This window comes from Novosphingobium sp. 550D (assembly GCF_057401885.1).
Genome location: NZ_JBXYYZ010000002.1, coordinates 21785 through 46737 on the forward strand (window position 1 = coordinate 21785; position 24953 = coordinate 46737).

The window sequence follows — 24953 nt, forward strand, 5'->3', positions numbered from 1 at the left end:
TTACGATGGCAGTTGGTATTCCAAAGGACGAGCTGAAAGCCTATTTTGAAGAGGCTGCAAGCTGGGAACGTGACAAGCTTGCGGCGGCCGAGCGCTCCAAAAAGCTGGCGTGGGCCGTCGCTGGCGTTGCTGGCGCGCTGGCGACTGCTGGCGTTGTGGCCGTTGCAGCCCTGACGCCTCTGAAAACGGTCGAGCCATATGTTATCACGGTGGACCGTAACACGGGCGAGGCGTCGATCGCCGCCAAGCTCCACGGTGACGCGACGATCACCTATGACGAGGCGGTCCGTAAGTATTTCCTCGCTACCTATGTCCGCTATCGCGAAGGCTGGATAGCGGCCGCTCGCGAAGAATATTTCGATGCGGTCATGGTCATGTCGGCGCGGCCCGAACAGGATCGGTGGTCACGCTTCTACAAGACCGACAATCCCCAAAGCCCGCAAAACATCCTTGCGAACCGCACTGATGTTTTTGTCGAGATCAAGCGGGTGTCGTTCCTGGGCGGCAACGTCGCGCAGGTCTATTTTACCAAGGAATCTGTGACCGGCTCGAACTCGACCAAAACCGATGCCGTCGCGACCATCAAATACAAGGTCGATGGCACGCCGAGCAAGGAAGTGGACCGCTTCAAGAATCCGCTTGGCTATCAGGTCGAGAGCTATCGCGCTGACGTGGAGGTGCCCCAATGACCGTGTTGAAGTGGAGCGCCCCGTTTGCGCTCGCGATCGCGCTGGCTGCGTCGCCGGCGATGGCCGAAGAAACGCCCCATGCGACTGTGCTCGATCACCGGGTTCGTGAAGCGAACTACAATGATCGGCAAGTCTATGAGATTCCGGGCGTGTTCCGCATCGCCACGGAAATCGTCTTCGCCAAGGATGAAGTGGTCGAGCATGTGGCGCTGGGTGATACCGTGTCCTGGGAAGTCGCACCGGCTGCCAATTCGCTCTTCATCAAACCACGCGAGCGAGCGGGTCGCACGAACCTGACAGTCATTACACGTTCGCGCTATGGCCCGCGCAGCTATCGGTTCGCTCTGTCGCCAACGCAGCGGGGCAGCGGCTTCTATACGGTCGTTTTCCGCTATCCTGAACAGGAAGCGGCCGAAGCGCAGGCGCAAGCCGCAATGGCCCAGCTGGCCCAGCTGAAAGCCTTGGAACGCGGCGCGGTGAAGTCCGCGCTCGATATTGGCGTGCTGGAAGGCACGCGCAACGCCGACTACATCATGCAAGGATCGACCGCCATCCAGCCCTCCGAAGTGTCTGACAACGGACAGTTCACGGTAATGCGCTTTCCCAACCAGCGTGAGTTGCCGGCGTTCTTCATCGTCAATCCTGATGGATCGGAAGCCATCGCCTCCTTCGATGTGCGCGATGAATATGTGGTGCTGCACGGGGTTTACGGGACAATCCGACTGCGCCGGGGCCTCGAAGTGCTCTGCATCCACAATCAGAAGACTGACTATTACGGGCGCGATCCCAAAACTGACACGGCCTCGGGGCTGGTCGAGCGAACCACAGGGGTTGAGTAAGATGGCTGCGAACGATCATGACAATGCGCCGCATGGCGACAACATCATTTCGCAGGGCGAGACGGTCGAGAACCGGCCCCTTGCGTCGGAGCCGGTGCCCGATCCGGAAGACATTGAGCGGCAAAGCGAGCGCCAGGCGAAGATTGCCGCCCTGCCGAACAGGTCGATCGACCCCAAAAAGGCGGTCGTTCTCGCTGCGGTTGCCTGCGGCGCGATCGTGCTCGGTTTTAGCACCATCGACGCGATGCGGAGCGATCCAACCGAAAAGGCCGAGAAAGCGGAAAAGCCGGATGAAAGGCAACTCGCCAACTACGATCCGAAGTCAATCATAGCCCCAACGCTTGCCGATGCGCCGAATGATCCGAACGCCCCGGTGCCCATGACGGAAGTGCCGGCGCTTGATGGAAGCCAAGCGCCCCGCACGGGCGGCGCGAATGGCCGCCCCCAAAAGTCTGAGGGACAAGTCATCGCTGAGGCCCAACGCCGCGCCGGGATCATGGCCTATGGCGGCGAAAACGGCGGCGGGGTCGGTGGAGCGGTGGCAGCTGCCACCGGCCTGCCCATGGGCGGCGGCGCAGGAGGACAGGGCGCGCAGTTAATTGGTGCGTCGGCCGATGGGGATGGGCAAGGTGGATCGCGCCGGACCAATCTCGAAAACATGCGCCAGACCTCGCAAATCGATCGGGTGTCAGGCCGCGACATTGGCAACCGCGATATGCTGATCCTTGCGGGGTCGTTCATTCCGTGCGTGCTGCAAACCGCAATGGATTCCAGTCAGCCCGGATATGTCAGCTGCATCATTCCCCGCGACATTTATTCGGACAACGGCCGCGTCGTCCTGCTGGAAAAGGGAACGCGCGTCTTGGGCGAATATCAAACCGGCGTCCAGCGCGGCAAATATCGTCTCTTTGCGGTATGGAACCGCGCGGTCACGCCTCGCGGCGTGGCGATCGACGTAGGTTCGCCCGCCAGCGATGCGCTTGGCCGTTCAGGTATGGCAGGCGGCGTGAAGAACTTCTTTTGGGAACGCTTCGGGGCCGCGCTGTTGTTCAGCTCGCTCAACGATGCCGCCTCGATCGCCGCCTCGGAAGTCTCCGACGCGGATAATGTCACACGGGTTCCCAGCCAAGCATCGGACACGATTTTGCGGGACACGATGCAGATTCAGCCGGTGCTTCGCATCAATCAGGGCGCGGAAGTGGGGATCATGGTCGCGCGCGACTTCGACTTCTCCAACATCTACGGCCTTCGGCTTCGGCGCGGCCAATGAGCAATACGGCTGTCCTCGAAAACGCCTTGCTGCCGCTGCGCCCTCTGCTCGCGCGTGAGGACGTAACGGAACTGGTGATTAACAAGGCTGGCGAGGCGGCGATTGAAACGCGCGATGGGTGGTCCTGGGAGACATTGCCTGACCTCAACGAAAAGTCGCTGCTCGCGCTCGCGCGGGCAGCGGCGGCTTTCACGCATCAGGACATAAGCCAGTCCACACCAATCTGCTCCACAATCCTCCCCAGCGGTGAGCGTGTGCAGCTGGTTGTGCCGCCTGCTGTCCCTGCCGGCACGGTGTCCATCACCATCCGCAAACCGTCATCGGTGACGTTGACGATGGAGGACTTCGAGCGCGGTGGGCTGTTTAGCGAGACAAAGATCGCAACCCGGCAAGTCTCACCGCTCGATGTTGAATTGCGCGATCTGCTCGATGCAGGAAAACATGTCGAATTTTTCCAAAAGGCAGTTCAGGGCCGCAAAAATATCCTGATTTCGGGCGCTACCGGCTCGGGAAAGACGACGCTCTCTAAAGGGCTGATCCAGCTTATTCCGCCGCATGAGCGGCTGCTGACGATCGAAGACACGCGCGAATTGGTCGTTCCGCATCGCAACGTGGTCCACATGCTCTACGCGAAGGACAAGCAGGGCACCGCGAAAATCTCTGCAAAGGATCTTCTGGAATCGGCCCTGCGTATGCGGCCTGACCGGATACTGTTGCAGGAGCTGCGCGACGGCACCGCGTTCTTCTATCTCCGCAACGTCAACTCAGGCCATCCCGGCTCGATCACGACGATCCATGCGGACTCGGCCGAACTCGCGTTCGAACAGCTGACATTGCTGGTCAAGGAAAGCGAGGGCGGCGCCGATCTGGCCCGTGACGACATTCGCAGCCTGCTCAAGCTGCTGGTGGATGTGGTCGTGCAAACCAAGAAGGTCGAAGGCCGCTTTCGCGTGACGGAGATATATTTTGATCCAGAAAACAGGCTCTAACAGGCTCGCGCTGGCCCTTGTCCTCCTTCCGATCACACTGCTGCTGATCGGCCTGCTGACCGGGACGGTGGCGTGGTTCTTTCTCAAGATGCCCGCCGCGGCTTATGATCCGCTCAGGCTCCCCGGCTTCTTCTGGTATTACCGCCATGATCCTGTCGTGACCGAAGCGCTCTGGCGAGGCGCGGTCATAGGCGTGCCGCTGCCGGTGTTGCTTATGGCGATCGTCCTGCGGCCGAAAAGGAACCTTCACGGTGAAGCCCGCTTCGCGCGCGAAGGCGAAATCCGCAAGGCGGGCCTTCGCGCGAAAAAGGGCATTGTGCTCGGCCGCGTCCGCAACCGCTTCCTTATGGTGGGCAAGATGGAGCATGTATTGCTCGAAGCGCCTACCGGATCGGGCAAGGGCGTTGGCATCGTCATCCCCAATCTGTTGCAATGGCCGGATTCGGTTGTCGTGCTCGATATTAAGCGCGAGAACTATGAAATCACGGCGGGTTTCCGCCGCAAGGGCGGCCAAAAGGTTGTGCTGTTCAACCCTACGGACAGAGAAGGCCGCACAGCCCGCTACAATCCGCTTAGCTACATCAACAGGGCCGATCCAATTGAGGTCCTGGTCGAATTGCAGAAGATCGCCACGATGCTCTTCGTGCCCCCGGAGAAGGGCGAGGCATTCTGGACGGAATCAGCGCGCACGGCCTTTGTCGGCATTGCATCGTGGATCGCGGCCAAGCCTGAACGTCCCTTCTCGTTTGGCGAGATATACCGGACCATCACGATGCCGGGGATGAAGGCATTCTTCACCAAGGAAGCTGGCGATAGTGCACTATCGGAAGGGTGCCGCGCCGCGCTGAGCGATTTTACGTCCAGCGCGGACAACACATTCACCGGCATTATCCAGACCGTCACCTCCAAGCTCAATCTCTGGATCAATCCAATTGTCGATCGCGCGACGGCCGAAAGCGACTTTTCCCTGACGGACCTTCGCCGCATCCCGACCTCGATCTATCTCGGTGTCTCGCCGGATGAACTCGATAGGGTCGCGCCGCTCTACAATCTGTTTTTCCAACAGCTGATCGACCTCAACACGCGGCAACTGCCCGACGATGGTGAAAAGCTATCCGTGCTGCTCATTCTGGACGAATTTGCGCGGCTCGGCCGCGCCCAGGTCATTGCCAATGCGTTCTCCTATGTGCGCGGCTATGGGCTGCGTCTGCTCCCCGTCATCCAGTCCCGCTCCCAGCTGCGGAATGTCTATGGTGAGCATGGCGCGGACGAAATCGTATCAAACTGCGGGGTCGAAATTGCTTTCACGCCGAAGGAGCTGCGGGTCGCAAAGGAACTGTCCGAACGCCTCGGCTATCTTGGTCAGGATGCGGAAAGCCGGTCCCTGACGATACATGGATTGCTCGCCAATCGAAGCAAGACGATCTCCGAACAGCGCCGCGCGCTGATGCTCCCGCAAGAGCTGATGCAGCTGCCCGAAGACGATATACTCGTCATCCGGGGCGGCATCCCCGTCATTCGCGGGAAGAAAATCCGCTACTTCAAGGATGCCGTGTTCCGCTCGCGCTTGACGCCTGCGCCGGAAGTGCCGGCGCTGCCCAAGCCGGTCGCGCCGATCGCGGCCGTCGATGATCTGAGCGATGAAGAGCTGGCGGCTTTCAATGATTATTCCGCACTGGCCGATGACCAGGTGCAGGACATTCCCGAAGACGTTCTCGCCCTCGATCGCGATATGCCGAACCTGACAGTGAAGGACGGCAGCATGGCTTTCGATGAAATCAACTTCGACGACATTATTGGTCCCGACCCGACGAAAGAGGAGTGGGAAGGTCAGCGCCGGGATCTAGTTCTGAGTGAAGGAGAAGAATATGGCCGATAATGACAACAGCGAACGCCAAGCAAAGACGCCGCGCTCCTACGAAATTCTTGGCCCTGGGAACAGCAAGGAAACCTTTGCGAGATTCCCCGATGCCATGAAGGCATTTGCCAAGCTGGAAAACCAATATGACCACGCGCTGACGATGCAGAAAGGCGGAAAAACCGCTTATCTGGCGTCCACGGATTGGCGCAATGATGGGTCCACGCCGGTTGCGCAATATCTGACGCCGGCTGTCGAAGAGTATAATAAGGCGCTGAAACGCGGAGCGCCTGCCGACGAATTGCGCGGACACGAAAGCAGAGTGCGGGCCGACCTTAATGCGTGGCCCCGGCAAGCGAAGCGCGAAGCGGCTCCGACCGCATCGGCCGATAAATCGCTCAATATCCATGAGGGTGAGCGAGCCAGGGCGGAGAGCAAAGACGGTGCTGCGCCCGCGAAAGCTGAGGTTCCATCGAAGGCAGCGCCAAAGGATGACAAGCAAGTTGACGACACACGCTTGGCTCTGCCCACGCAGCTCGAACGCAAATATCTGCGCGTTGGGAATGATCTTTTCCGTAGCGGCCGCGATGACAAGCCCGATATGTCGATCAAGGGCCAAGACGGCATTCGCATCAACAAGGACTATGCCATTGGCGATGCTATCGCGATCGCGAAGCACAATGGCTGGCAGTCGATCCGTGTTCATGGAAGCGACGAATTCAAGAAGGCGGTCTATCTGGAAGCGGCGCGATCGGGGGTCGAAGTGAAAGGGTTCAAGCCGTCTGAACAGCTTAAACTTGAGGGAGAAAGGCTGGCGGCGCGAGATAAGGCCCGCGAAGCACAAGACCCGGCAAAGAGAGCGAGCATGGCAAAGCAAGACCCCTCAGAATCTCGTGCTGCGGCCGAACAGTTCCGGCGCAATTCGCATCGGGATAATGCGGCCAACCCGCAATTCAAGGCCGCGCAATCGCACGTCCTGGCGGCAGCGATCGAAGCGAAAACCCGGTTCACCCAAAAGGAAGACAGGGATCGCTTCATAGAGCGGGCCAAGGAAACTGTCGCCAAGCGTATTGAGGTTGGCGCGCCGGTCCCTGCTGCCCGTTTCGAGCAACAGCGCCAGAACGAGGCTACCCGCATAGCGCGCGAGGATTTGACGCTGCGCCAGCAGGAAAGGAAGCCGTCACGCTCGCGCTAAGTGCATGGCACATGCTTTTTGGAAACAGGAAACCGCACGATGAACATTCCCCGGCCTGATCCGGTGCCATCGAGAGGCGTGTCCGATCTCGATCGTCACATTGAAACCTTGCTTCGCGTGATTCATTCCAGAAACCTCGCTTGGTCTGATCTAAGCGAAGTGGGTAAACAGGTAGAACGCCCTCTGACGGACGTTGAGCAATTGCTTACAAATGTGGGCGACGACGCCCATGAAATCACCCTTGCTACCGAGACGATCATAACAGCCCTCAAGCTGCAACGTGATGCGCTCGCGATCCAAAGCTCTCGCCGTAGAGCACGCTTCGGCTCGATGCTCCTGCTCATGATCCCCGTGTTCTTCGTAGGTTTGATGATTGGCGCATCATACGGGATAGATGAAGGTCGGGCGCGGGAGCGTGAAGCCTTAAAGTATCCGATGATACCCCAGCTGTCCGTAGATCGTGGCGGGCTCAAAACTGACGGAAGGTAGAGCGGTGGCAGCTGCCACCGCTTGCGATCTCTTGATGGGCTATGGCCTCATGAGGCACGATGAAGAAATCTGACAGGGCAAAGAAACAAACCGCCAAGGTAATCGAGGCGGCTGCACGCGCCCATGAAGCTCTCGATTATTTCAACGGCAACGTCACAAATCCGTTCGATGAGTTAACATGGCCCAGTATTGCCGAAGGTTATCTTCTAGTCGCGCAGAAGGCGGTATCAGACGCCTTGGTCGCTTTGGAACGCGCAAACAGCGTTGGCTGGACCAAGCACGGCCAGTAACTATCGTCCTGGCCCTTCCCGCGAACGATCGCGGTTCCTAGATCGTTCGCTCTGCCGCTTCCGCTCCATCGCGGCTACCGATCGCTCATGAATTGTAGGCGTTCGCCCTGCCCCCACAAATTGCCGCACCTGGTCGGCAAGCTGGCGGTCAGCTGGATCGCTGCTTGCCTCAAGGCGCTTGGCGGCGGCTAGATAGCGGTGTTGCGTCTCAGTCCATGCCTGCCGCCCGCGCACCACGAAATCCGGAGCGGTGGACCGCCCCGCCAGCTGGTCTCGCGCGGCCGCAGTGATCTTCTGATTGGCAAACGGTGCAGGTGCGGTGCCGGCCATGTAGCGCTGCCGCATCCGATTCAGGGCCATGCTTTGACCAGCTCGGCCGACACCGCGCGCTGCGCGAGGCGTTGCCTCGGCAGTAACCCCCCTCGCCCGCAATTCCTCGGCAAAGCGCTCCCGGTAATGATGCAGCGTTTGAGGTCGCGGGTTGAAGCGTTTCCCCGTGTCACCGCGCGCTGCAACCGTCACATGCACGTGAGGCCGTGGTGTGTCCGTATGCAGCGCCAGGACGTAATCCCACTCATGCCCGATCTCGCTCCGCGCGACTTCGCGCACCGCTGAAAGAACCTTGTCGGGGTCTGTGCCTGCCGGCATCGAAAAAACCATGCTCACGGCGGCTACGGTAGAATTGTCACGCCAATAGACAGGATCGCCCCAATCGCGCGCCAGCGCCGCCCGATCTTCCTTGTCAGTCAGAATGTCGCCATCGCGCGTTTCAAGCGGCACATCGCCTTTTCGGCCGATATAGTCGAAATGCGCAGCCGCGTGGTTCTTGCCCTTCGGCCTGCCCGTAACCTTGACCATGACCTCCGGAGCACGGCTGACAATGCGAGCAAGCCGCGCCCGGGTGCTCCCGCCCTGGCCTGCTCGCCTCGAACTAAGCGAGCGCAGCAACATGTCGGCGCCGCGCCTGTTCGGGTCGCTGGTCAGCTTTGGTTTGAACAGCGCGGCGAGCTGGCCCGCCTCAAAGCTGCTGTCAAAGTCGCTCACCGGGCACCTCCCAATAGACAAGATCGGCCTTCGTGGCTGCACCGATACCTTCGACGGCCGCGCCGATCGCCGCGCGCAGGTCGTTGACCTTATGCAGCTCGCCGGCGATCTCCGCTGCATTGTCCGCCAGCGCCATCTTGTTCGCCGCTCGGGCGATCTGATTCACGTTGCGGCCAATGCGCTGTAACGCCTGACGGCAATTCAACAGCTCTTCGCGCAACTCGCGATCGACAGGCGCGGCAATGCCGATGTGTCGCCGCACAAGAGCCATCGCCCAGGTCGCCGGGGTCATGCGGCGCTCCTTTGCGCGATGGCGGATCACGGCCAGTTCGGTTTCGGTGGGCCGAAGATAAAGGCGGTGCTCGCCAGCGGCCTCGCGGTCGGCAACAGGCGCGGCCTCGATGGCCGCCCCGGACTGCCTGAGCACCGCGTCAACCAGCTGACGCATGAAGGGGCCGCGCCCTCCCCTCGTCTGCGCGAGCGCGTCGATCTTTGCGAGCTTGGCCGCCTCGATCTTGAAGCCCAGCGTCTTTTCCATGTGGGGTAGGTATCTCCCAACCGTGAAGCGCGATCCGATAGGATTGAGCGTATCGGTTAACATTAGCCGCCGCAAGGCTTATCCTGCCATAAAGTAGATACCTACCCCACAAACAAAAAGCGGTGGCAACTGCCACCGCTTCAAAATTCCACGCCGCCTCAATGCTGAGTGAACGTGGACGGTAAAAGCTATCAGAAGTCGAAGGTTTGGGGCGCAGCCTCGCCGTCGAACCGAACCGTGACCTGGCCGCTGAGAACAATCCCGCGACGGCCCTGAATGATGATGGCCGGTGCGTCGTTGGCCTCTTTCGGCTGACGGGGGGTGCGCGGCTTGTGATCGGAACGCTCGGCAAGCGCAGCGCCCTCCCCTTCCCGCTCGTCGTCGCCGGCATCCAGTTCGGGCCGCTCCCGACGCTCATCTGCTGCACTGGTGGCAGCTGCCACCGGCGCGCGCGATTCTTGGGGCAGCGCTGAATCGTCATTCGGTTTAGCGGCGCCGGCCTGAGCGCTCTCTTCATCGGGACCGCCTTGGAGCGTGGCAAGAAACTGCTCGCAGGCGGCGGCTGTCGGATTTTCATTCGTGACCACGAAATTGCGCGTGGCCTCCTCGTCCAGCTCGATCGCGTGTTTGATGGCGACGGCGGCGCGCGGAGAACAATTCTTCAACGCGGCAAGAATGTCCTCGGGCAAGGTGCGCAGCGAGTAGAGGCGCTTCACTTCCGAATGCGGCTTGGCGATGCGCGCGGCTAGATCCTTTGTCGAAAGCGTGTCACTGACGCGGCTCGCGATGAAACTGACGCGCTCGGCCAGACTTAGGGCTTGGCGTTGTTCGTTCTCAAGAAACTGGTCGAGGCCAATATCGCGTTCGGCGTCGGCCTGATCCAGAACGGTGTCGATCTGGTCGAAACCAAGCTGGCGGCACGCGCGGTAGCGCCGCTCGCCGTATCGGATGATGTAGCGGCCGTTCGATGTTGGCGCGACGACGATGGGTTGCAGCAAGCCGCGGTCCTTGATGGTCGCGGCCAGTGCATCAATCTCGGCCTGGTCGAACTCCCGGCGAACCTGCGCGGGGTCTGGATCAATGTCAGCGAGCGGAAGGCGCTGAAACCGCCCAGCTGCCTTGAACTCGGTATTCGCGGGGACGGCCGAAAAATCCATCGCGTCCATATCGAAGTCGGCAAAGCTCTTCTTCGCCGGTTTGACAGCTGCCTTGCTCATGCGGCTTCCCTCTCAGCTTGATCGACAATGTAGGAGACGACTTCGCGCAGGACCGGCGCGCTGCGGCGCGTATCCTTGGCAAGTCGCCACACGGGAATTTCGAGAAGGGCCGCCTCGCGCATATGCTCGCGGTGCGGGATGGTATGCGGGACAACATTGGCGGGTAGCGCCTGCCCGATCCGCTCCATGAGCATTTTAGACACTTCACTCGTCGTCTGCACACGATTGAACACGATCCCGAAGCGGGTTTCGTTGCCCTCCCCCCGAACCTTATTGGCAAGGCTGATGCTTTGCGAAATCTCGTTGAGCGATTGCCGTGCGGTTTTGTCGGGGTCTAAAGGCACCGCGACATAATCGGATGCGATCAGCGCCATAAGGTTGCGGCCATCCCAAGCCGGGGCCGTGTCGATCACGCAATAGTCGTAGTGCTTGGCAAGGCCGGCACGAATGGCGCGAACATAGGCGGCGATGTGCTGGCCCTGCTGCGGGCCGTCAGTCGTCAGTTCGACCACTTGCCTCGTGTTCTTGAAGCAAGCCAGCGCCGGAGGTTCCTCGACGGGGGCGAAGTCGAGTATCGACTGAACCGGCCCGATCTGCTCGAACTCGGCTTTCAGCATTCCGGCACTGTGGCATTGCTTGTCCAGGTCAAGGACCACGACACGCTTGCCCTGCTCGGCCAGATGCCACGCGATATGACAGGTAAGCGTGGTCTTGCCGATGCCACCGCGCTCATTAGTCACTACGATTGTTCGCATTGAGAATCCCTTCAATGGCTGCGCCACGGGCTACTTGTGCCAGCGGTTATGGGCGGCGCTATTTCCCGATCCGAAGCGATACTGCGACTGCATATACCATGGGTTCGGATCGTCATTCAGGTGAAGGCCCTTGCGCTTGCGACGCGGGCTGGTTGGTTCGGTCGGTGGATCTTTGCCGAAGATAGCCGCCAGCACGAAAGCTGCGACCACGGCCACGCCCCACCAGCCAAAGGCAGCGTGGGCCAGCGTGGCGACAATAAGAGCCACGATCAGCATGAGCGCGCCAGCTGCGATCAGCAGGATAAGCCACGCCAAAAGCATAGCCGTCCGTAGCGCGCTTGCTGCACGCCGGAGTTTGCTGACGATCTGACGGCGCATAGTGACCTCCTAAGCTGTGCGGCTCTCGCCTCGATCGGAGCCGATCAGCTTAGGGAAAGGCTGCTCCCTAAAGATGTTCGGCACTTGAGTTCGCAGTGCGTGGGACATTCGGAGCGCCGTTATCAAAGTGGCGTCCTGCCTGCCGTTCTCGATGGCGGCGACTGTTTCAGGTGAGACGTGAATCCTCGCCGCCAGCTCGGATTGCGTAAGTCCGGCAGCGATGCGCAAGCTCGCTACACGATTGAACAGTTTGGCCGCCACAAATGCCTCGCAAAATTAAACCCTATTATCGTTAGGGTCTATGAGAGGCATTGTCCACAAAAAAGGGCGGCCGCTAGGCCGCCCGTCTTATGGGGAAAGGGAGGGGGCTTAATCAGCCCCGCCCCTCGTCAGGATGCCCAGCCCCTCAGCGATCAGGTCCACCGAGTAGCGGGTTTCGCCATTGCTCTCGTAGCTGTTCTGGCGGACCCGTCCGGTGATGTGAACGAGGTCGCCCTTGCCCAGATCAGCGGCGCGCTCTGCCAGCTGGCGGAAGAACGTCACACGGTTCCAGTGCGTATCGGTCTTCCATTCATCGCCATCCTTGCGGTTGTAGTTCGCGGCGACGGAAACGTGGGTGACTTTATCGGTCGTATCGACACTGCCAACGCGGCCGATGATCCGAAATTCAGCGATGTTCTGCATGGTAGTCTCCTTTGGATAAGCGTTGCTGACGGATTTTTTGCGGCGGAGCTGAGCCACGCGGGCAAGCTGAAAATGGGAGGGTCCGCTTGCGGAAACCCAAGGCCGAAGGCCGGTTTTCTGCTTGCCCGCATTAGTGGCGATGCGCAGTTCGTATCCGTCAGACAGCAACGCCCAAAGGAAACCGCCCGAGTAGATGCAGCAATTTGGACTGGCGGTGGTGGCAGCTGCCACCGGCCATTGGCGCCCATAGGTCGCTGCGCTCGATCGGCATGGGGGCGATTGGAAAACCCTGTCGCGGCTCCGCCGCTCTTTCCCTGGCTGGCAGTCCGTTGACGCGGGCAGGGGACTGCCGGTGGCAGCTGCCACCGGCGCGAAGCCGAACAGAAAGGGCAATCAGCGTTTCCGCTCACGGTGATTTCGCTGAGGGCTGGGTTCTTGCACCTGGGCGGCGCGATGCGCCGCCCATACTCGCTTGACTGTGCTGCGGTCGCAATCGGCCAGCTCTGCCGTTTTGGCAATGCTCTTGCCCGCCTCGCGCAATGCCACAATGCGGGCGTGCGTTGCCCGATCGCCTTTGCGCCCTCCGCTGCGACCTGCGGCTTTTGCCAAGGCGATACCCTGGCGCTGTCGCTCGCGGCGATCGGTGTAATCGTCGTGGGCCATCTGTAAGGCGATCTTCAAGAGCATCGCCTGAACAGATTCGAGCACGATGCGGGCGATGCCATCGGCATCGGCCGCGAGGTCGGACAGGTCCACGACGCCGGGAATGGCAAGTCGCGCGCCTCGCGCACGAATTGTCTCAACCAGCTGCTCAGCCTCGGTCAAGGGGAGACGACTTATCCGGTCGATCTTCTCCGCGATCACTACTTCGCCGGGTTGAAGATCGGCAATCATTCGCAAAAGCTCGGGGCGGTCGGCGCGGGCACCCGATGCCTTCTCTCGATAGACCGCCGCGACATAGTAGCCTGCGGCCTTTGCTTCGCCCACGATCGCGTCTTGGCGACGCAAATCCTGCGCGTCGGTGCTGACGCGCAGATAGACGCGGGCAATCTGTGGGGCAGGGGAAGGAACGTTCTCAGTCAGCAAGGTCAGGCCCCTCGGGCGGCGATGAGCGAAGCTTGGCAATGCCTGCGTCCGCTTGTGCGATTTCAATTCCGCACTGGCGCGCTCTTGCGCGCAATCGCTCAAGCTCAGAATTGCGGGGGAGAAACATGCGAATGACCCGGTTCCGTCCTTCTAGCGCGATTATGCGCTGCGCAAGATAAGCCGCCTCATCATTCAAGGCCTGGTGCTGTTCCTCCGCCTTGCGTAGCTGGCGCTCCCACGCTCGCTTTCGAGCTTTCGCGCGCCGCCTTTCATCGCGGTGTCGAGCATCAATCCTTTTTTGGTCCTGCTCTCTGGCCGCTGCTTCGGCCGCGCTAGCGGCAACTTCCTCTTCCCGCGCCCTATCAGCATTTCGCTTCGCAATGAGCGCATCGAGCACGGCCGCGTCCGTGCCGAGATTGTTCATCACCCATCGCATCCGTCTGTAGGCCTTTGCTTCGATCTGTCCGATCGAACCAGGCGAAAGCCCCACCACACTTGCCACTGTTCGCTGCGTTTGCGCTTCCCCCTCGGGACCACCAATCCTTAGGCGCACAATTTGCTCTTCTCGCGGTTCGAGAGTTGCTAGCAGTTTGTCCATAATGTGAGGATCGTTGATCCGCTCGATCGCGCTGCCGCCGAGGCTATCAGCCGAAGCCGTTGCGCTATGGTTCGCCGTCTTGGCAAGCTTCGCATTAAACAGCGCGATCGGTGACTGCATGTTCATTATCCCATGTTCCAGCACGAACATGGCGCACAATCTATACCATCTGCGCTAGGCGCGAAAGCCATGGCGCAAATAGCTTCTAGAGCAACCCTATTGCGCCATGCTGCCCGTGCCGACATTCTGCGCCTAGCCAGAAGGACGCGAACACGATGCCAACCATATACCTGAAACGAACATCGCCGTTGATGGCCCAGCTAGGGGCCAACATCGCTCGCGAACTAAAGAAACTAGGCATAACTCAAGGGGAGTTGTCCGAACGCTCGGGCGTTGCGGCGTCACATATTTCATACATGGTGCGCGGACATGGTAATCCAACGCTTGCTACCTTGGAGAGCCTTGCCGATGTTTTCGGATTATCGGTTGTCGAATTATTGGCAGCGGATAGCACTTCCCGCGATAAGTCCTGAAAGGCAGTCGCTTAATTTGATCGGAACAATCTATGTCCAGTAACCCGCCCCGCGAATTTGACCGACTGCTACAAGATGCGCCGCTGGTGCGGGCAATGGGGGGAGCACTCTCGATGTTTGCCACGCTGCTTGCGCGCCAAGGCATTGTCGAGGCGAGCGAGGTTGCAAACTTGCTGGGTATCTATGCGGTCGCCACAAGCGAAGTCGATAATGAAGAGGGCATGATCTTGGGATGCTGGGCAGCTATGATCCGCGACGTGGCGGAGCAACAGCGCACAGCTACTCGCAAATAACCCCGGCGCGCACGGCGCTAAGGGGCCGGTCACGGCCCTTGGCGGCGGGCGTCAGCGCGCCGCCTTGGCGGCGAGGTCGCGCAGGCCGTAGCCGTCGGTCTTGTTGCGGGCGGCGTCCGCCACCTGGCGGACGATGTGCACCATGAAGCTGCGCCGGTTGGTGCGGCTGATGCACGAGAATCCGGCCTGCAAGGCGATTGCCTGCACCTCGTCCACGGGGCGTTTGTCCAGGACGCGGTAGGCGTCGCCGAGCTTGCCGCTGCGGGTGGCTTCGACCAGGGCACGGGCTGCCGTCTCGGTGTCGTTGCTCATGGCGTGGCTCCTGTCTCGGATTGCGGGTGCGGTGGCCGGTTCCCCGGCCACCGCTGCGGGCCGCTAGGCGGCTGCGGCTAGTCAGCACGGCCACGGTGACTCCACCTGCGGGGGTCGTGGATCCTAACCCCGGCAACAACAGCTCAACGGCACGCCTGGTGGTGGTGCAGCAGAATGATGGAGCTGGTTGTAATGCAGGGAATGAAGGGGTGAGCTGTGCGGAGCATGCTACGCGGCCGCCGGCCGGAGCTGCGAACAAGGAACCCGACGCCGGCGCAACGCCGGGGTCGCGATAGGCGAACCAGGCCGCCCCGAGGGGCGGCTTCGCTTAAGCGCTTAAGTCGTGCCGGGTCGGGGCGGATCGCGTCCCTCGCAAACTAGTCCGCGCAGACGGCGACCCGGCTCATTGTCATCGGGCCTCCACCGAATCCCGGCGTCGCGCGATTGACCCAGCGAACCTTCTTGCAGCTCGTCTTGCCGGTGCGCGTTGTCGCCCTCGGACGGGCGTCGGCCGGGGCTGCGCCAGCCTGCTCGTCCAGCCATCGGTTCGCTGCGGCGGGGCCGTCCCGCAGCATCCTGCGACGATACTCGGCCTTGTTTCTAGAGAAGGCGGCTTGCCGCTCGGCCTGCGAAACCTGCCGTGACGGCGTGGTACGCGGAGGCGCCTTGGACCTTCTCTCGCCAGGCCTGTCCGTCACCATGTCCTGTTGGTGACGACGCAGTGTTTCGTCTCGAACCGAGTCGAGATGCGTGCCTAGGTAATCCTGCGCTGCTACGGGGCCAGTGGTGGCAAGTAATGCCAGGACTAGAGCGATGTTCCGCATTGAATTCTCCTGCGTGTTTCGGAAGCCACGGCGCGAAGTGCTGTGCCTTACTGCCATCGTCCGCCCTCGGTTTCAACGAACGTCTCCGGCAAGTGAAAGGCTTGCAGGGCGACGGTCAGGGCGTCTTGGACGTCCGACCATTCGACGCCATCGGGGCCGTCAAGATAGGCGCGGATCAGCAGGCGGCACGCCTGCGCGGCCTTGGACGGGTCGGGCTTGATGGTGAGCGGACTGCGACGCTCGGCGAGTGATGCGGTCACTGTCGTTCTCCTGTCTTGGGGTAGCCGTGAGCCGCTTCGATCTTCTGGGCCAGCTCGGCCAGGTGTTCGGAATCAAGTAGATCCTCGGCGCTAAGATCGGCCGCGAAAAACTCGCTTCCGCTGGGTGGCGCGCGATCGACGGCGAAAGCGGTCAGATAGGGCCGCGCCTCGTCCGTGGCGATCCAGCGCCAGAAAGCATTGCCCTGGCCGAATAAACCGCTCTCGAACATATCGAGCCGTGCTTGTGCGAAGTCGGTCAATTTGCGTCTCCTGACAATCAGGCGGTTCGGCAAAAAAAGGGAGGCCGAAGCCTCCCTTTGTCTTACTGGAACAGTTTGATGAAAGCGGGCGCGAGGCCGATGACTGCGAGGACGAAACCGACGCTGCCGATGACCCAAGTTTGTGCCGTCAGCTTGCTTTCGATTCCCTTGTTCGCCTCCTGAACCTTCACGGCGATATACTCCTCAATAGCCTCTACAACTTCCGCTGCGGCGTCGTCGGACAGATTAGCCGCTTTCAGTGCTCTAAACAATTTGATGTGCATCCGGTTCTCCTTCTCGTTGGTGACGGGAGACACCCGGCATGGGCACCGGCGCCGGCTGTCAGGGACCGCGAAGCGGCCGCGTTAGCGGGCGGTGGGGGAGCCGATTTGCGCAGCAAATTGGGGGGACCGCCGATCCTTGAAAGCTGGCGCGCACCCATGCCAAAATGCCACGACACACAGAGAGAAGAGATTGCGCGGGGCGGGGTTCGATGCCCCGCCCCGCGCTCTGCATGGCACCGAGATCATCGGTTTCGCCCAGCGGGCGAAAGGGGGCGGGGTTAGCCCGCCCCTCCGGCGTCAGCCGGATTGGCCGCGCTTCGCCTTGGCCGCCAGCACGACCGCGACGACTTGCGGATAGACGCATTCGCCGCGCTCGATGTTGCGGATGCCGGGGCCGTCGAGCACGTCCTTTATACGGTCCTCGATGATCTGGCCCAGCTCGGCCGCAACCGCCTCGATGTCAGCACTCGTCTTGCCGATAAACATCGGGTCTTTCGGCCACATGCTTTCCGCGTCGAAATGATCCTTATCGTTCAACGCGGTCGCCAGCGCCTCGATCGCAGCATTTCCAAGCGCACGCTCGAAAGCCAGCTGAGCGAACAGACGATGAGACATAACAACCTCCTTGTTGCCGGAATTGGCAAGGCCAAGGGGAGGGCAGCGCCGGGTCGGGTCAGGGACCGCGAAGCGGCCGCGCTAGCGGGCGGTGGGGGAGCCGATTTGCGCAGCAAATTGGGGGAACCGCCGATCCTTGATGCGGCCTGGTGCAGCCCTCATGCTAGGAAGACACTGACGGGGGGATTTAACAAACTAACGCCCGCCCATCGAGCGGACCTTCACCCTGCGCCGTCTCGCGCCCGAACGATCGCGCTGTATTCCAGCAGCGTTTGCCGGACATTCTCATCATCCACCACATTGAGCGCATGGCCGGTGGCCGATGCCTGATCCGTCCGCATTTCGAGCCAAGCGATCCGCGCCGCGTTCGGCGCTACGCAACCATGCTCGAGCGCGATCTGCTCACTGTAACCGGCGATAACGTCGTTGATGGCCTCAAGGGCCGCCTCATAGGCGATGGCCTGATCTTGGGTCCACAAGGGCGCTGTCGGTGAGAGGGCAGTCACCTTGCCATATAGAGAGGGCAACTGGTCTCCCGGCAAGCGCAAACTACGCCATTTGCGCTTGCCGAGAGTGGGCGGCCCTACCGGGGGGCTTGGGCCGTTGCTGGGCCTATAATCCTCAAACTCACAACGCCAAATGGCGTTGGATAGATTGAAAGGGCGGCGCGACAAACAGATGCCCCCTCGAAGCGCATCGTGCGAAGTTGCGCATGGACCGCGACAATTCTCGCTCTCAGTTGTCGCTCAACCAAGCGAGCTGCTGACCGATTCCAAGCCCCTCCATCGGAACCGATGCGCGCCGTTCGATCTGCGGCCAAAGGGGATCGCGATAGTTGCGGCCTGCGAGAACGATCAGCGGCGCGGCGGCGTCGATCTGCTCGGCCATTGCTTCGATCACGCGCGCGCCCCAAAGGCGGCGCGCGCCTGCCTTCATCGCGCCTAGCGTTTCGTCATAGGGCGCGATGACGGTTTCCGGGGCGATCAGGCCATGCTTTGCTGACAGGATGAACCATGCGCCGCCCTGTCGTTCGACATAGGCACGGGCCTTCTGGAACCATGGCGATGCGTAAAGATCGCGCGCCGGGGCGGGGCGGTCCAGCTTCGCAGCAACGCAAGCGACAAGGAAAACCGGAGACGGGGACGGGGGAGGGTCGATGACAGACGGCGGCGCTGCCTCAAGATCGGCAATGACGGTGCAGCGGCCCCATTTCTGCAATTGGCGCTGCCATCCTTTCGGCGGTCCTTGGCGCTCGGCAACGTGGCTAAGGGTCGGTCCACCGAACAAGTCGGGTTGCTCCCCGATGCGCTGCACCGGGGGAACGTAGCGAGGTTCGCGGATGCAATGGCGGGCCATGCTCGATCCCCTCAAAAGGCGAAAGCGGTCTGGCCGCTCGCCTCGGTAAAGCTGGCGCTATCGCCTGCCGCGTAACGGTCGCGGCCCATGGGGGACCATTGCAGATGCCCGGAACGGTCATAGGAAAACCAACCATCCTCGATCCCGATGATGAAAGACCATGCCTTATCCTCGGCGCAAGGTCCGTGAAGATTGATCGGCCAATGCTCGGCCCCGCGTTCCTGCTGGCAGGGCGACGGCGCGGAAAAGCTGCGAAGCAACGCGGCGCGGTCGGTCGGCTCGGTAGCTCCCATTTCCCGCATGATCTGGCGGGCCTCGACGGTGCTGATGTGGCCGCTCGCCTTCCTGTCGGCGTGGTCCGAATAGCGAAGGCCATAGACAACGGCATTGAAGATATTGCGCGGCTCGGTGAACTCCTGCGTGGCGAGCAATTCGCGCCATTTCCCGGCGCTGATAAGGTCCACCGCATGATGCCAGAGCGAATGAACGCGGTTGCTGTAGCCGTGGCGGTTCGTCACGCCATCGCGGGCGATCTCGATCCCAAGCGCACGCTCGACGTGTTGCACGAAAGGATGGGCGGCAAGCAAAGGATGGCGAAGGCCGATCTTGCGCGGCTCGTCCTGCTCTGCGCGGATGACCTCGATGGGGAACTGAAACAGGCGCGACGGCAGATTCCACGGCGCGGAAAGGGGAAAGTCGCGGGGCACATCAAGCGCCCCGTTAATGTCCAGCACAAAGCCGTTTGGCGCGAAGCCTGCGGCAATGATCTGGTCGCCCAGCTGGTCGGCCTGCGCGGTGCGTATCGCGGCGGCGGCGCTCATGCGCTCAACTCCGCATAGGTGGCGCTGCACTCGTAGCGGATCGCATCGCCATCCCACATAGGACCGCAAACGCCCTTGAATTTCGGTGCGCCCTGCAACTCAGGCCGCTGGCTCGGATTGCTGTCGTAACCGCTGCATTGAAGCCCCTCGACCGCTGCCCGGCTGACGATGGTTTCAAAGGTCGCGCCCTCGATCTCGATCCGGTCAAAGTCCTGCTCGGTCTGGCGGTAGATACGGATTTTCATGGGCTTTCCCTTCCTAATTGAGCCGAAGGCGATGACGGGTCATCGACTTCTGCCGAAAGCGGGCGACGCTGGGCCGGGGAATGCCGCAAACGGGGCCGATCAGGGGGGAGGGGGATCACCCGCCCTGCACGGAGCGCAGCGAAGGAAGGGCGGGGAAACCCGCCTGGTCGCCAAGCGGAGCCGCGCAGCGGCGGAGACGGTCTAGCCCTTGCGGCAGGGGGCAGGAACAGGCCCCAAACGCGACAAATCAGCGCGGCGGCTTGCCGCCTCAATCTGCGCCAGGACAGGCGGTGGCAGCTGCCACCGCCTGCACCGATCAACCCGGCTTGCGGATCGCAAGCAAAACAGTGTTCACGTTGGTTCCGGCGTGGGCGAAAGAACCGGGGGGAAGGTCGATCCATTTGCGACCGTGGAAATAGATCGCCTCGCAACCAGCGATCATGCGGTGTAGCGCCTTGTGGCGCTGATCCTCGCCATACTCTGCCCGCGCGCTCATGATTGCCACCAGCACGCCTCCCGGTTTGAGAAAGGCGAGGGCATGGCGCACATGGTCACAGTCGCGGCCTCGATCAAAAGGCGGGTTCATTATCACCGCGTCGAACGGTGCGTAATGGGCCGGGTCCAATGCGAGAAAATCGCCCTCGATCGCATCGGCAAAGCCGTGGATTACGCGTAGTTCGTGGGCGAAGCCGGGTTGCAGCTCCACGCAAGTTACATCGGCACCAGCGTTGCGCGCGGCCGAAGCAAGCGCGGCCTTTCCCGCGCTAGGCTCTAGAACGCGCTGGCCTGTGCTGATCCTCGCATGTTCGATGACCTGGGCGGCGATCTCCGGGGAAGTCATGAACGCGCCGAAGTTCTTAGCGGGCGTGATATGATAGGCCGGGGCCGCTTCTGCCTCGGTCGTCTCATAGCCATCACCGATAGCCTCGCCGTAATATTCCGCGAGCAACAGATTCACGCTCTGCAGAAGGTCGTCACGCTCGAACCATATGTGCAGATTCCCATTCTTGAAGACGCGAACGCGGAAATAGTCGCCCTCGATCACGGTTGGCAGCGATCCGCGCACGCGTGCCGAATCGGCAACCTGTGAGGCGATGCTGTGGCCCTCTGAAACCGGGGGCTTTTCGTCCAGTTCCAGAAAGACGCGCTCCACGTCCCGCAACGTGTCGCGGCGCTCGTAGCGGTCCCATGATCCCCATTCGTTCAAGGCGCGGTCGATGATGAGACGCGCGCCGATCTTGAAACCGTTGTGCGAGCGAAAGCGGCGATCCAGCTTGGCGAAGACGTTGGCGATGCCGCGCAAATAAAGGTCGCGCCGGTTGGTCCAGATATTCCCGAAAGTGGCGGCGCAGTTGTCGGGCGTGAACGGCACGGGATCATCGCGCAAGCCGTCATGAAACTCCTTGCGGGCCTGCTGATCTAGCAGCTGGTCAAAACCCAGCTGCTCCATGAGGGCCGCCCAGCACCGGCGGTCCATCGTGTGCGTCAAGACGCGCTCGAAATTGTCGCGTGCGTCGATGGTCTTGCGCGCTCCCGTCTCCTTGTCGCGCTGGTCGATAGGCTGCGACTGGATAAAAGCGCGGGTCAACGTGTCCTCGGTCCAGTCGCGGCCACATGACAGCGACAGTGCGCCGCCAAGGGTCAGGCGGGCCGCCTCGTCGCGGGTTGCATGGTAGGTGTCATAGAGGCTGAGCCAAAGGGCTATGGCCTTGTCTCGGCCGTCGCAAATATCCGCGATCTGCGCGGGCGTCATAAGCTCCTGGCCCATGTTCACGCCCCCCCGACAATAAGAGCACCAAAGCCGAAGCCCTCGGCGGCGTCCTCGATGGTGGTCACAAGGCCGTCAAAATCTTCCTCCGGCCCTAGTAGGTCGGCAATCTCGATGACAGCGGGAAGGTCAGCGCCATGATTTTCGGCAAGGTCTTTGATGTAGCCAAAGCGGTCGAAATTGCCCTCTTCCTCATAGCGAGTGAGCGGGATGGTGCGGGCGGCGTTGATCCGAAGAATTGTGGCCAGCGGAATGTCGGTCATGTGCTGTTTTCCCTGCCTAGAATGGAGCCGAAGGCGATGACGGGTCATCGACTTCTGCCCAGCGGCGAGCAGGGCCGGGGAATGCCGCAAATCAGGGCCGATCAGGGGGGAGGGGAATCACCCGTCCTGCACGGAGCGAAGCGAAGGAAGGGCGGGGAAACCCGCCTGATCGCCAAGCGAGGCCGCATAGCGGCCGAGACGGTCCAGCCCTTGCGGCAGGGGGCAGGAACAGGCCCCGAAGTCGAACAGCGGGCGCGGCGGCATTGCCGCCTCAATCTAGGAAAAGCGCCCGCCAGGTCATAGCATAGCGGCGACCTAGCGGGCGCTGCGGCATGTCGCCGGCGACATGCCCAACGGATAGCGCCGGAAGCATCCGAGTAATCGGATCCTCCGTCAGTTTAATTGCCCGAGCGGTTGCGCGACACGTCCGCATAAGGTTTGCGGCGGCACTGGCTGCACCGAAGCCGCGCGATGAGTTCGTATATGCGGGTATCGAAAGAAATGCGGCGTGAGCGGGCGAAGTCGCCCAGCGGGGCGACGACGCGGCGACCGCAAGCGCACTGGATGCGCAGATAGCAGCCTTGCCGATACCAGATAGGATCAATGGGCTTGGGGCGGTTGTAGTTCGCGGCCATTGGGCGCTTATGCGCCAAACGGAACAGGAGGGGAACGCGCCGCGCGCACGCCGGCTATTGGATTGGCAAGGGAAAAGGGCTATATAGGCAATGCTTCGTGTGCTGATTCATTTCACGCACCTACCTGAACCCGCCGTGCTGTCACACGGCGGGTTCAAACTTTTAGGGCGGGCGGCCCTGTCAGACCACCCGCCCCGCTGGATCAGCCCTTATCGGACTTCCCCAGCTTCACAATTGCAATCACGAGCGCGACGGCTGCGATCGTCAATTGAGCTGCTTCATATGCTGTCAAATCACATCACCTCCTTTGAGCGAGAGGATTTGCGAAAGGCCGCTGTCACAGTCCTTCGCCCTCGCTCGATGAAGGCTATACAACGGATTGACGACAATGCGCGCGAAACGCTCTTCACATTTTCGTGAAGCCATTGGATGATCGCCGGCGACCGTTGATGAAAAGGGGAAGCTATGGGCCTCGTATCGCAGGTTAGCGCCGATGACCGGGAAAGCGCATGGCGAATAGTCCGTCATCGCGAAATCATGGAACGACTGATTCCGCTTTGGGCCGTGCTCGGCGTTGCGCTGGTGTTGATGGGCGTGGACCTGGGCGGGCGTCTGCTGTGGACGCTGCCGATGATCGGATATGTCTTTGGGGTGATGGCGGTCGATCATGGCCCTGATTACCGCGCCGCGAATTATTGGGTGCCGGTCCTGGGAAGCCAAGCGGCGGCGCTGCTGCCTCTCATCACCAAATTCTAGATCTCTCTGGAGCGGTGGCAGCTGCCACCGCTCCACGCGCGTCAAGCTCTGCCCTCGAAGCGGGCGATCAGCTGCTCCGCTACGGAAGCAATTTCGGCGGGGTCGGCGGTTTGAGTGCAATCGCCGCCTACAACAGCGCCGAGCGTGCCGCCGTCCAGTTGGACAACGTGGACACGCCACACGTCGCGCCGGAGTTCGTATTGATCGGGAAGCGGCCTCTGCATGATTTCATGAAACACTAGGTCAACCCATTGGCGCGCGTCCGGATCGGAAGACGCATCGGCGTAGTCGGCGCGGCTCGCCATGACGCTGTATCGGTCGCCTAGCATGAATTGGCGTTCGCGCGCGCGCCGGTCCTGCTCGATCCGCGTTACGCGATCTTTTTCCGCCCGCTTCATCGCCTGTTTCATCCGAACATCGTCGGCGCTGCGCGTCAGCGCCGCCATGATGTTGGGGACGCGCGCGGGCATATAATGCCCCGCGCGCTCGGCCGCCTCGATCACAAATTGCAAATCGCTGATCTCGGTAGGCGAGAGGGTGACGCGAACGGCGCTCGCCGTGTTGCTGATTTTCATGGCTGCGGCTCCGGCTCTTCTTTCGCCTTGTAGGCGGCAAGGCCGATCCATGATCCGTTGTCGCCGCGAAACTGGCGCACAACATCGCCGCCGTCCCAATGGCCGGTGAAGATGCCGCGCCGGTTGATGCCGCCGACGGGGCGCGTGCGCGCCGCCAGAAGGCGGGCGCGGCGCGTGTCTCGATCTAGGTGGCGCATGGGTTGCATGGTCAATCCTTCCTATTCGCTGGCGGTGTCGAGGTTTGTGCCGATCTCGTCGGCGTCGAAGTCTTCAAGGGCTGAAATCGCGCTTTCCAGTTCGGAAACTGCGGCGTCCATCGCCTGCGCACGTTCGCTGTCCTCAAGGCTGGGTGGTAGATTCTCGCGGGCGGCCTGTTCGTCATCCTTGACGGTTTCAAGCATGTCGCGCGCCTCATCCAACAGGGCTTTGCCCTTGTCGATCAGCACGCGGGCGGCGGCGATCTGCTTGCGGCGTTCGCGGTTCATGCCTCTGCCCTCACGTCGCCGCTGTCGATCTGGAATCCTGCGCGGGCCAGCTCGTCACAAAGGGCGTGCTGCCTCTCTTCGCGGGTGCCGCTGGTGGCGATATAGCTGCATCGCCCCCAATGGAACGCGAAGCCTGCACGTTTCAGGCATCCGCGAAACCGCTGGTGGGTGCGGTCGCTCCAATCCAGTGTGCCCGCATAGTTGCGGAAAGCGGCGACGGCGCAGACGGAACCATAATTCTCATCACGCCAGCTAAGCTCGATAACCGGGGGCGATTTGGTCATGATGGCCTCCCTCAATATTCACTGGTTAGGAGAATGGTGAGCACGCGGGTTGTGGCATCGGGATTCCACGGTTCGGCGCTGCCAAATTCAAGATCGCGGTCGTAATAGTCGAACTTCCACATGACCGAGAGGGCTGGGCGCGTGCTGTCGTCAGTCCAGCGGGTATGCCATTGGCCGATCACATCACGATAAAGGAAACCGGCGTCATGCTCGCCGTGCGGGTCGTTGTCGGGTGTGAAATCCTCAAAGCCCTCGATCATCTTGAGAATGTCGGACTGCGTGTTCTCGTCCAGCGCCGCGATGCCTTGCGTAATCACGGTGCGACAAGTCACACCCATCGTTCGCCGCGCAATGTCGTTCAGCGCCGCGATGGTGGCGATCTGGTCAGTTGTCGCTTCCATTTTCCTCACTCCTTTAGGCGAAGCCGCTGCCTGCGGCCTGCGGCTCTGACCCGCTGGCGAAGCG

38 protein-coding genes are annotated in these 24953 nt (G+C 61.4%); 11 read left to right on the forward strand and 27 right to left on the reverse strand.

Annotated features, from left to right (window positions below):
* Positions 1 to 5 precede the first annotated feature (5 nt).
* From AC2S2E_RS17955 to AC2S2E_RS17990, 8 genes are read left to right on the forward strand one after another with little or no spacing between them, the layout of a single operon-like run.
* Complete coding sequence (locus AC2S2E_RS17955; protein ID WP_059153599.1) at positions 6 to 689, forward strand: VirB8 family type IV secretion system protein; 684 nt, start codon at positions 6 to 8, stop codon at positions 687 to 689.
* Positions 686 to 1528: a TrbG/VirB9 family P-type conjugative transfer protein gene (locus tag AC2S2E_RS17960; RefSeq protein WP_059153600.1), complete on the forward strand. Its 843-nt coding sequence runs from the start codon at positions 686 to 688 to the stop codon at positions 1526 to 1528. The genes AC2S2E_RS17955 and AC2S2E_RS17960 overlap by 4 nt, the downstream gene beginning before the upstream one ends.
* A 1-nt stretch (position 1529) precedes the next feature.
* Positions 1530 to 2798 carry a type IV secretion system protein VirB10 gene (gene virB10, locus AC2S2E_RS17965; protein WP_059153601.1) on the forward strand — a complete coding sequence of 423 codons (1269 nt, stop codon included), beginning with the start codon at positions 1530 to 1532 and terminating at the stop codon, positions 2796 to 2798.
* Complete coding sequence (virB11, locus tag AC2S2E_RS17970; RefSeq protein WP_011627746.1) at positions 2795 to 3787, forward strand: P-type DNA transfer ATPase VirB11; 993 nt, start codon at positions 2795 to 2797, stop codon at positions 3785 to 3787. Before virB10 ends, virB11 begins: the two co-directional genes overlap by 4 nt.
* Positions 3765 to 5666, forward strand: coding sequence for a type IV secretory system conjugative DNA transfer family protein (locus AC2S2E_RS17975; protein WP_059153602.1), 1902 nt, complete (start codon positions 3765 to 3767; stop codon positions 5664 to 5666). The genes virB11 and AC2S2E_RS17975 overlap by 23 nt, the downstream gene beginning before the upstream one ends.
* The gene (locus AC2S2E_RS17980; protein WP_020819804.1) at positions 5656 to 6840 is read left to right on the forward strand and encodes an LPD7 domain-containing protein; all 1185 of its coding nucleotides are present in this window, start codon (positions 5656 to 5658) and stop codon (positions 6838 to 6840) included. Before AC2S2E_RS17975 ends, AC2S2E_RS17980 begins: the two co-directional genes overlap by 11 nt.
* A 39-nt stretch (positions 6841 to 6879) precedes the next feature.
* The gene (locus tag AC2S2E_RS17985; protein WP_021245547.1) at positions 6880 to 7329 is read left to right on the forward strand and encodes a hypothetical protein; all 450 of its coding nucleotides are present in this window, start codon (positions 6880 to 6882) and stop codon (positions 7327 to 7329) included.
* Between the two features lie 59 nt (positions 7330 to 7388).
* Positions 7389 to 7619: a hypothetical protein gene (locus AC2S2E_RS17990; RefSeq protein WP_020819802.1), complete on the forward strand. Its 231-nt coding sequence runs from the start codon at positions 7389 to 7391 to the stop codon at positions 7617 to 7619.
* On the opposite strand, the gene AC2S2E_RS17995 is transcribed toward AC2S2E_RS17990, so the two are convergent.
* From AC2S2E_RS17995 to AC2S2E_RS18035, 9 genes are all read right to left on the reverse strand, one after another.
* A complete protein-coding gene (locus tag AC2S2E_RS17995; RefSeq protein ID WP_021245546.1) occupies positions 7620 to 8663 on the reverse strand; it encodes a relaxase/mobilization nuclease domain-containing protein in 1044 nt (347 codons plus the stop codon). It abuts the gene before it with no gap.
* On the reverse strand, positions 8650 to 9201 hold the full coding sequence (gene mobC, locus AC2S2E_RS18000; protein ID WP_021245545.1) for a plasmid mobilization relaxosome protein MobC: 552 nt from the start codon (positions 9199 to 9201) through the stop codon (positions 8650 to 8652). Before mobC ends, AC2S2E_RS17995 begins: the two co-directional genes overlap by 14 nt.
* Positions 9202 to 9392: 191 nt before the next feature.
* A complete protein-coding gene (locus AC2S2E_RS18005) occupies positions 9393 to 10418 on the reverse strand; it encodes a ParB/RepB/Spo0J family partition protein (RefSeq protein ID WP_059153603.1) in 1026 nt (341 codons plus the stop codon).
* Positions 10415 to 11158, reverse strand: a complete 744-nt coding sequence (locus AC2S2E_RS18010) for a ParA family protein (protein ID WP_059153629.1) — start codon at positions 11156 to 11158, stop codon at positions 10415 to 10417. Before AC2S2E_RS18010 ends, AC2S2E_RS18005 begins: the two co-directional genes overlap by 4 nt.
* A 45-nt stretch (positions 11159 to 11203) precedes the next feature.
* Complete coding sequence (locus AC2S2E_RS18015) at positions 11204 to 11551, reverse strand: hypothetical protein (protein WP_228168057.1); 348 nt, start codon at positions 11549 to 11551, stop codon at positions 11204 to 11206.
* 9 nt (positions 11552 to 11560) lie between these two features.
* On the reverse strand, positions 11561 to 11812 hold the full coding sequence (locus AC2S2E_RS18020) for a helix-turn-helix transcriptional regulator (protein ID WP_059153604.1): 252 nt from the start codon (positions 11810 to 11812) through the stop codon (positions 11561 to 11563).
* A 108-nt stretch (positions 11813 to 11920) separates the two neighbouring features.
* Positions 11921 to 12235: a single-stranded DNA-binding protein gene (locus AC2S2E_RS18025; RefSeq protein ID WP_030540874.1), complete on the reverse strand. Its 315-nt coding sequence runs from the start codon at positions 12233 to 12235 to the stop codon at positions 11921 to 11923.
* A gap of 393 nt (positions 12236 to 12628) precedes the next feature.
* The gene (locus AC2S2E_RS18030; RefSeq protein ID WP_030540873.1) at positions 12629 to 13321 is read right to left on the reverse strand and encodes a recombinase family protein; all 693 of its coding nucleotides are present in this window, start codon (positions 13319 to 13321) and stop codon (positions 12629 to 12631) included.
* The gene (locus tag AC2S2E_RS18035; RefSeq protein ID WP_051768229.1) at positions 13311 to 14069 is read right to left on the reverse strand and encodes a sigma factor-like helix-turn-helix DNA-binding protein; all 759 of its coding nucleotides are present in this window, start codon (positions 14067 to 14069) and stop codon (positions 13311 to 13313) included. Before AC2S2E_RS18035 ends, AC2S2E_RS18030 begins: the two co-directional genes overlap by 11 nt.
* Before the next feature lie 161 nt (positions 14070 to 14230).
* Between AC2S2E_RS18035 and AC2S2E_RS18040 the strand changes: the two genes are divergently transcribed.
* Both AC2S2E_RS18040 and AC2S2E_RS18045 read left to right on the forward strand, forming a co-directional pair.
* The gene (locus tag AC2S2E_RS18040; RefSeq protein ID WP_228223105.1) at positions 14231 to 14452 is read left to right on the forward strand and encodes a helix-turn-helix domain-containing protein; all 222 of its coding nucleotides are present in this window, start codon (positions 14231 to 14233) and stop codon (positions 14450 to 14452) included.
* 113 nt (positions 14453 to 14565) lie between these two features.
* The gene (locus AC2S2E_RS18045) at positions 14566 to 14745 is read left to right on the forward strand and encodes a hypothetical protein (RefSeq protein ID WP_008827848.1); all 180 of its coding nucleotides are present in this window, start codon (positions 14566 to 14568) and stop codon (positions 14743 to 14745) included.
* A 51-nt stretch (positions 14746 to 14796) separates the two neighbouring features.
* Here AC2S2E_RS18045 and AC2S2E_RS18050 read toward each other — a convergent pair whose 3' ends face one another.
* The 13 genes from AC2S2E_RS18050 to AC2S2E_RS18110 all read right to left on the reverse strand — a co-directional run bounded on the left by AC2S2E_RS18050 (position 14797) and on the right by AC2S2E_RS18110 (position 22388).
* Positions 14797 to 15057 carry a hypothetical protein gene (locus AC2S2E_RS18050; protein WP_030540871.1) on the reverse strand — a complete coding sequence of 87 codons (261 nt, stop codon included), beginning with the start codon at positions 15055 to 15057 and terminating at the stop codon, positions 14797 to 14799.
* Positions 15058 to 15928: 871 nt separating this feature from the next.
* A complete protein-coding gene (locus tag AC2S2E_RS18055; RefSeq protein WP_059153606.1) occupies positions 15929 to 16141 on the reverse strand; it encodes a hypothetical protein in 213 nt (70 codons plus the stop codon).
* Positions 16138 to 16401, reverse strand: a complete 264-nt coding sequence (locus AC2S2E_RS18060; RefSeq protein ID WP_037471423.1) for a hypothetical protein — start codon at positions 16399 to 16401, stop codon at positions 16138 to 16140. The genes AC2S2E_RS18055 and AC2S2E_RS18060 overlap by 4 nt, the downstream gene beginning before the upstream one ends.
* 62 nt (positions 16402 to 16463) lie before the next feature.
* Positions 16464 to 16685 carry a hypothetical protein gene (locus AC2S2E_RS18065; RefSeq protein WP_004213291.1) on the reverse strand — a complete coding sequence of 74 codons (222 nt, stop codon included), beginning with the start codon at positions 16683 to 16685 and terminating at the stop codon, positions 16464 to 16466.
* A 297-nt stretch (positions 16686 to 16982) separates the two neighbouring features.
* A complete protein-coding gene (locus AC2S2E_RS18070; RefSeq protein ID WP_006953908.1) occupies positions 16983 to 17300 on the reverse strand; it encodes a hypothetical protein in 318 nt (105 codons plus the stop codon).
* A gap of 221 nt (positions 17301 to 17521) precedes the next feature.
* Positions 17522 to 17779, reverse strand: a complete 258-nt coding sequence (locus AC2S2E_RS18075; RefSeq protein WP_008831892.1) for a hypothetical protein — start codon at positions 17777 to 17779, stop codon at positions 17522 to 17524.
* Positions 17780 to 18035: 256 nt separating this feature from the next.
* The gene (locus AC2S2E_RS18080) at positions 18036 to 18656 is read right to left on the reverse strand and encodes a DUF6884 domain-containing protein (RefSeq protein WP_030541642.1); all 621 of its coding nucleotides are present in this window, start codon (positions 18654 to 18656) and stop codon (positions 18036 to 18038) included.
* 11 nt (positions 18657 to 18667) lie between these two features.
* Complete coding sequence (locus AC2S2E_RS18085; protein WP_008831890.1) at positions 18668 to 19477, reverse strand: hypothetical protein; 810 nt, start codon at positions 19475 to 19477, stop codon at positions 18668 to 18670.
* Entirely contained in the window at positions 19474 to 19722 is a 249-nt protein-coding gene (locus tag AC2S2E_RS18090; RefSeq protein WP_030541643.1) for a hypothetical protein, read from the reverse strand. Before AC2S2E_RS18090 ends, AC2S2E_RS18085 begins: the two co-directional genes overlap by 4 nt.
* A gap of 316 nt (positions 19723 to 20038) precedes the next feature.
* Positions 20039 to 21490, reverse strand: a complete 1452-nt coding sequence (locus tag AC2S2E_RS18095) for a DUF4942 domain-containing protein (protein WP_231634371.1) — start codon at positions 21488 to 21490, stop codon at positions 20039 to 20041.
* A gap of 2 nt (positions 21491 to 21492) precedes the next feature.
* Complete coding sequence (locus tag AC2S2E_RS18100; RefSeq protein WP_008831823.1) at positions 21493 to 21753, reverse strand: hypothetical protein; 261 nt, start codon at positions 21751 to 21753, stop codon at positions 21493 to 21495.
* A 117-nt stretch (positions 21754 to 21870) separates the two neighbouring features.
* Positions 21871 to 22017 carry a hypothetical protein gene (locus AC2S2E_RS18105; protein WP_021223025.1) on the reverse strand — a complete coding sequence of 49 codons (147 nt, stop codon included), beginning with the start codon at positions 22015 to 22017 and terminating at the stop codon, positions 21871 to 21873.
* 134 nt (positions 22018 to 22151) lie between these two features.
* A complete protein-coding gene (locus AC2S2E_RS18110; RefSeq protein ID WP_008831822.1) occupies positions 22152 to 22388 on the reverse strand; it encodes a hypothetical protein in 237 nt (78 codons plus the stop codon).
* 537 nt (positions 22389 to 22925) lie between these two features.
* On the opposite strand from AC2S2E_RS18110, the gene AC2S2E_RS18115 reads away from it, so the two are divergent.
* Entirely contained in the window at positions 22926 to 23144 is a 219-nt protein-coding gene (locus AC2S2E_RS18115) for a hypothetical protein (RefSeq protein WP_237230251.1), read from the forward strand.
* A gap of 41 nt (positions 23145 to 23185) precedes the next feature.
* Here AC2S2E_RS18115 and AC2S2E_RS18120 read toward each other — a convergent pair whose 3' ends face one another.
* From AC2S2E_RS18120 to AC2S2E_RS18140, 5 genes are read right to left on the reverse strand one after another with little or no spacing between them, the layout of a single operon-like run.
* A complete protein-coding gene (locus tag AC2S2E_RS18120; RefSeq protein WP_037520606.1) occupies positions 23186 to 23719 on the reverse strand; it encodes a hypothetical protein in 534 nt (177 codons plus the stop codon).
* Positions 23716 to 23925, reverse strand: coding sequence for a hypothetical protein (locus AC2S2E_RS18125; protein ID WP_004213310.1), 210 nt, complete (start codon positions 23923 to 23925; stop codon positions 23716 to 23718). The genes AC2S2E_RS18120 and AC2S2E_RS18125 overlap by 4 nt, the downstream gene beginning before the upstream one ends.
* A 12-nt stretch (positions 23926 to 23937) precedes the next feature.
* A complete protein-coding gene (locus tag AC2S2E_RS18130; RefSeq protein ID WP_008831641.1) occupies positions 23938 to 24204 on the reverse strand; it encodes a hypothetical protein in 267 nt (88 codons plus the stop codon).
* Entirely contained in the window at positions 24201 to 24488 is a 288-nt protein-coding gene (locus tag AC2S2E_RS18135) for a hypothetical protein (protein ID WP_030541545.1), read from the reverse strand. Before AC2S2E_RS18135 ends, AC2S2E_RS18130 begins: the two co-directional genes overlap by 4 nt.
* A gap of 11 nt (positions 24489 to 24499) precedes the next feature.
* Positions 24500 to 24889: a DUF3768 domain-containing protein gene (locus tag AC2S2E_RS18140; protein ID WP_008831643.1), complete on the reverse strand. Its 390-nt coding sequence runs from the start codon at positions 24887 to 24889 to the stop codon at positions 24500 to 24502.
* Positions 24890 to 24953: the final 64 nt, after the last annotated feature.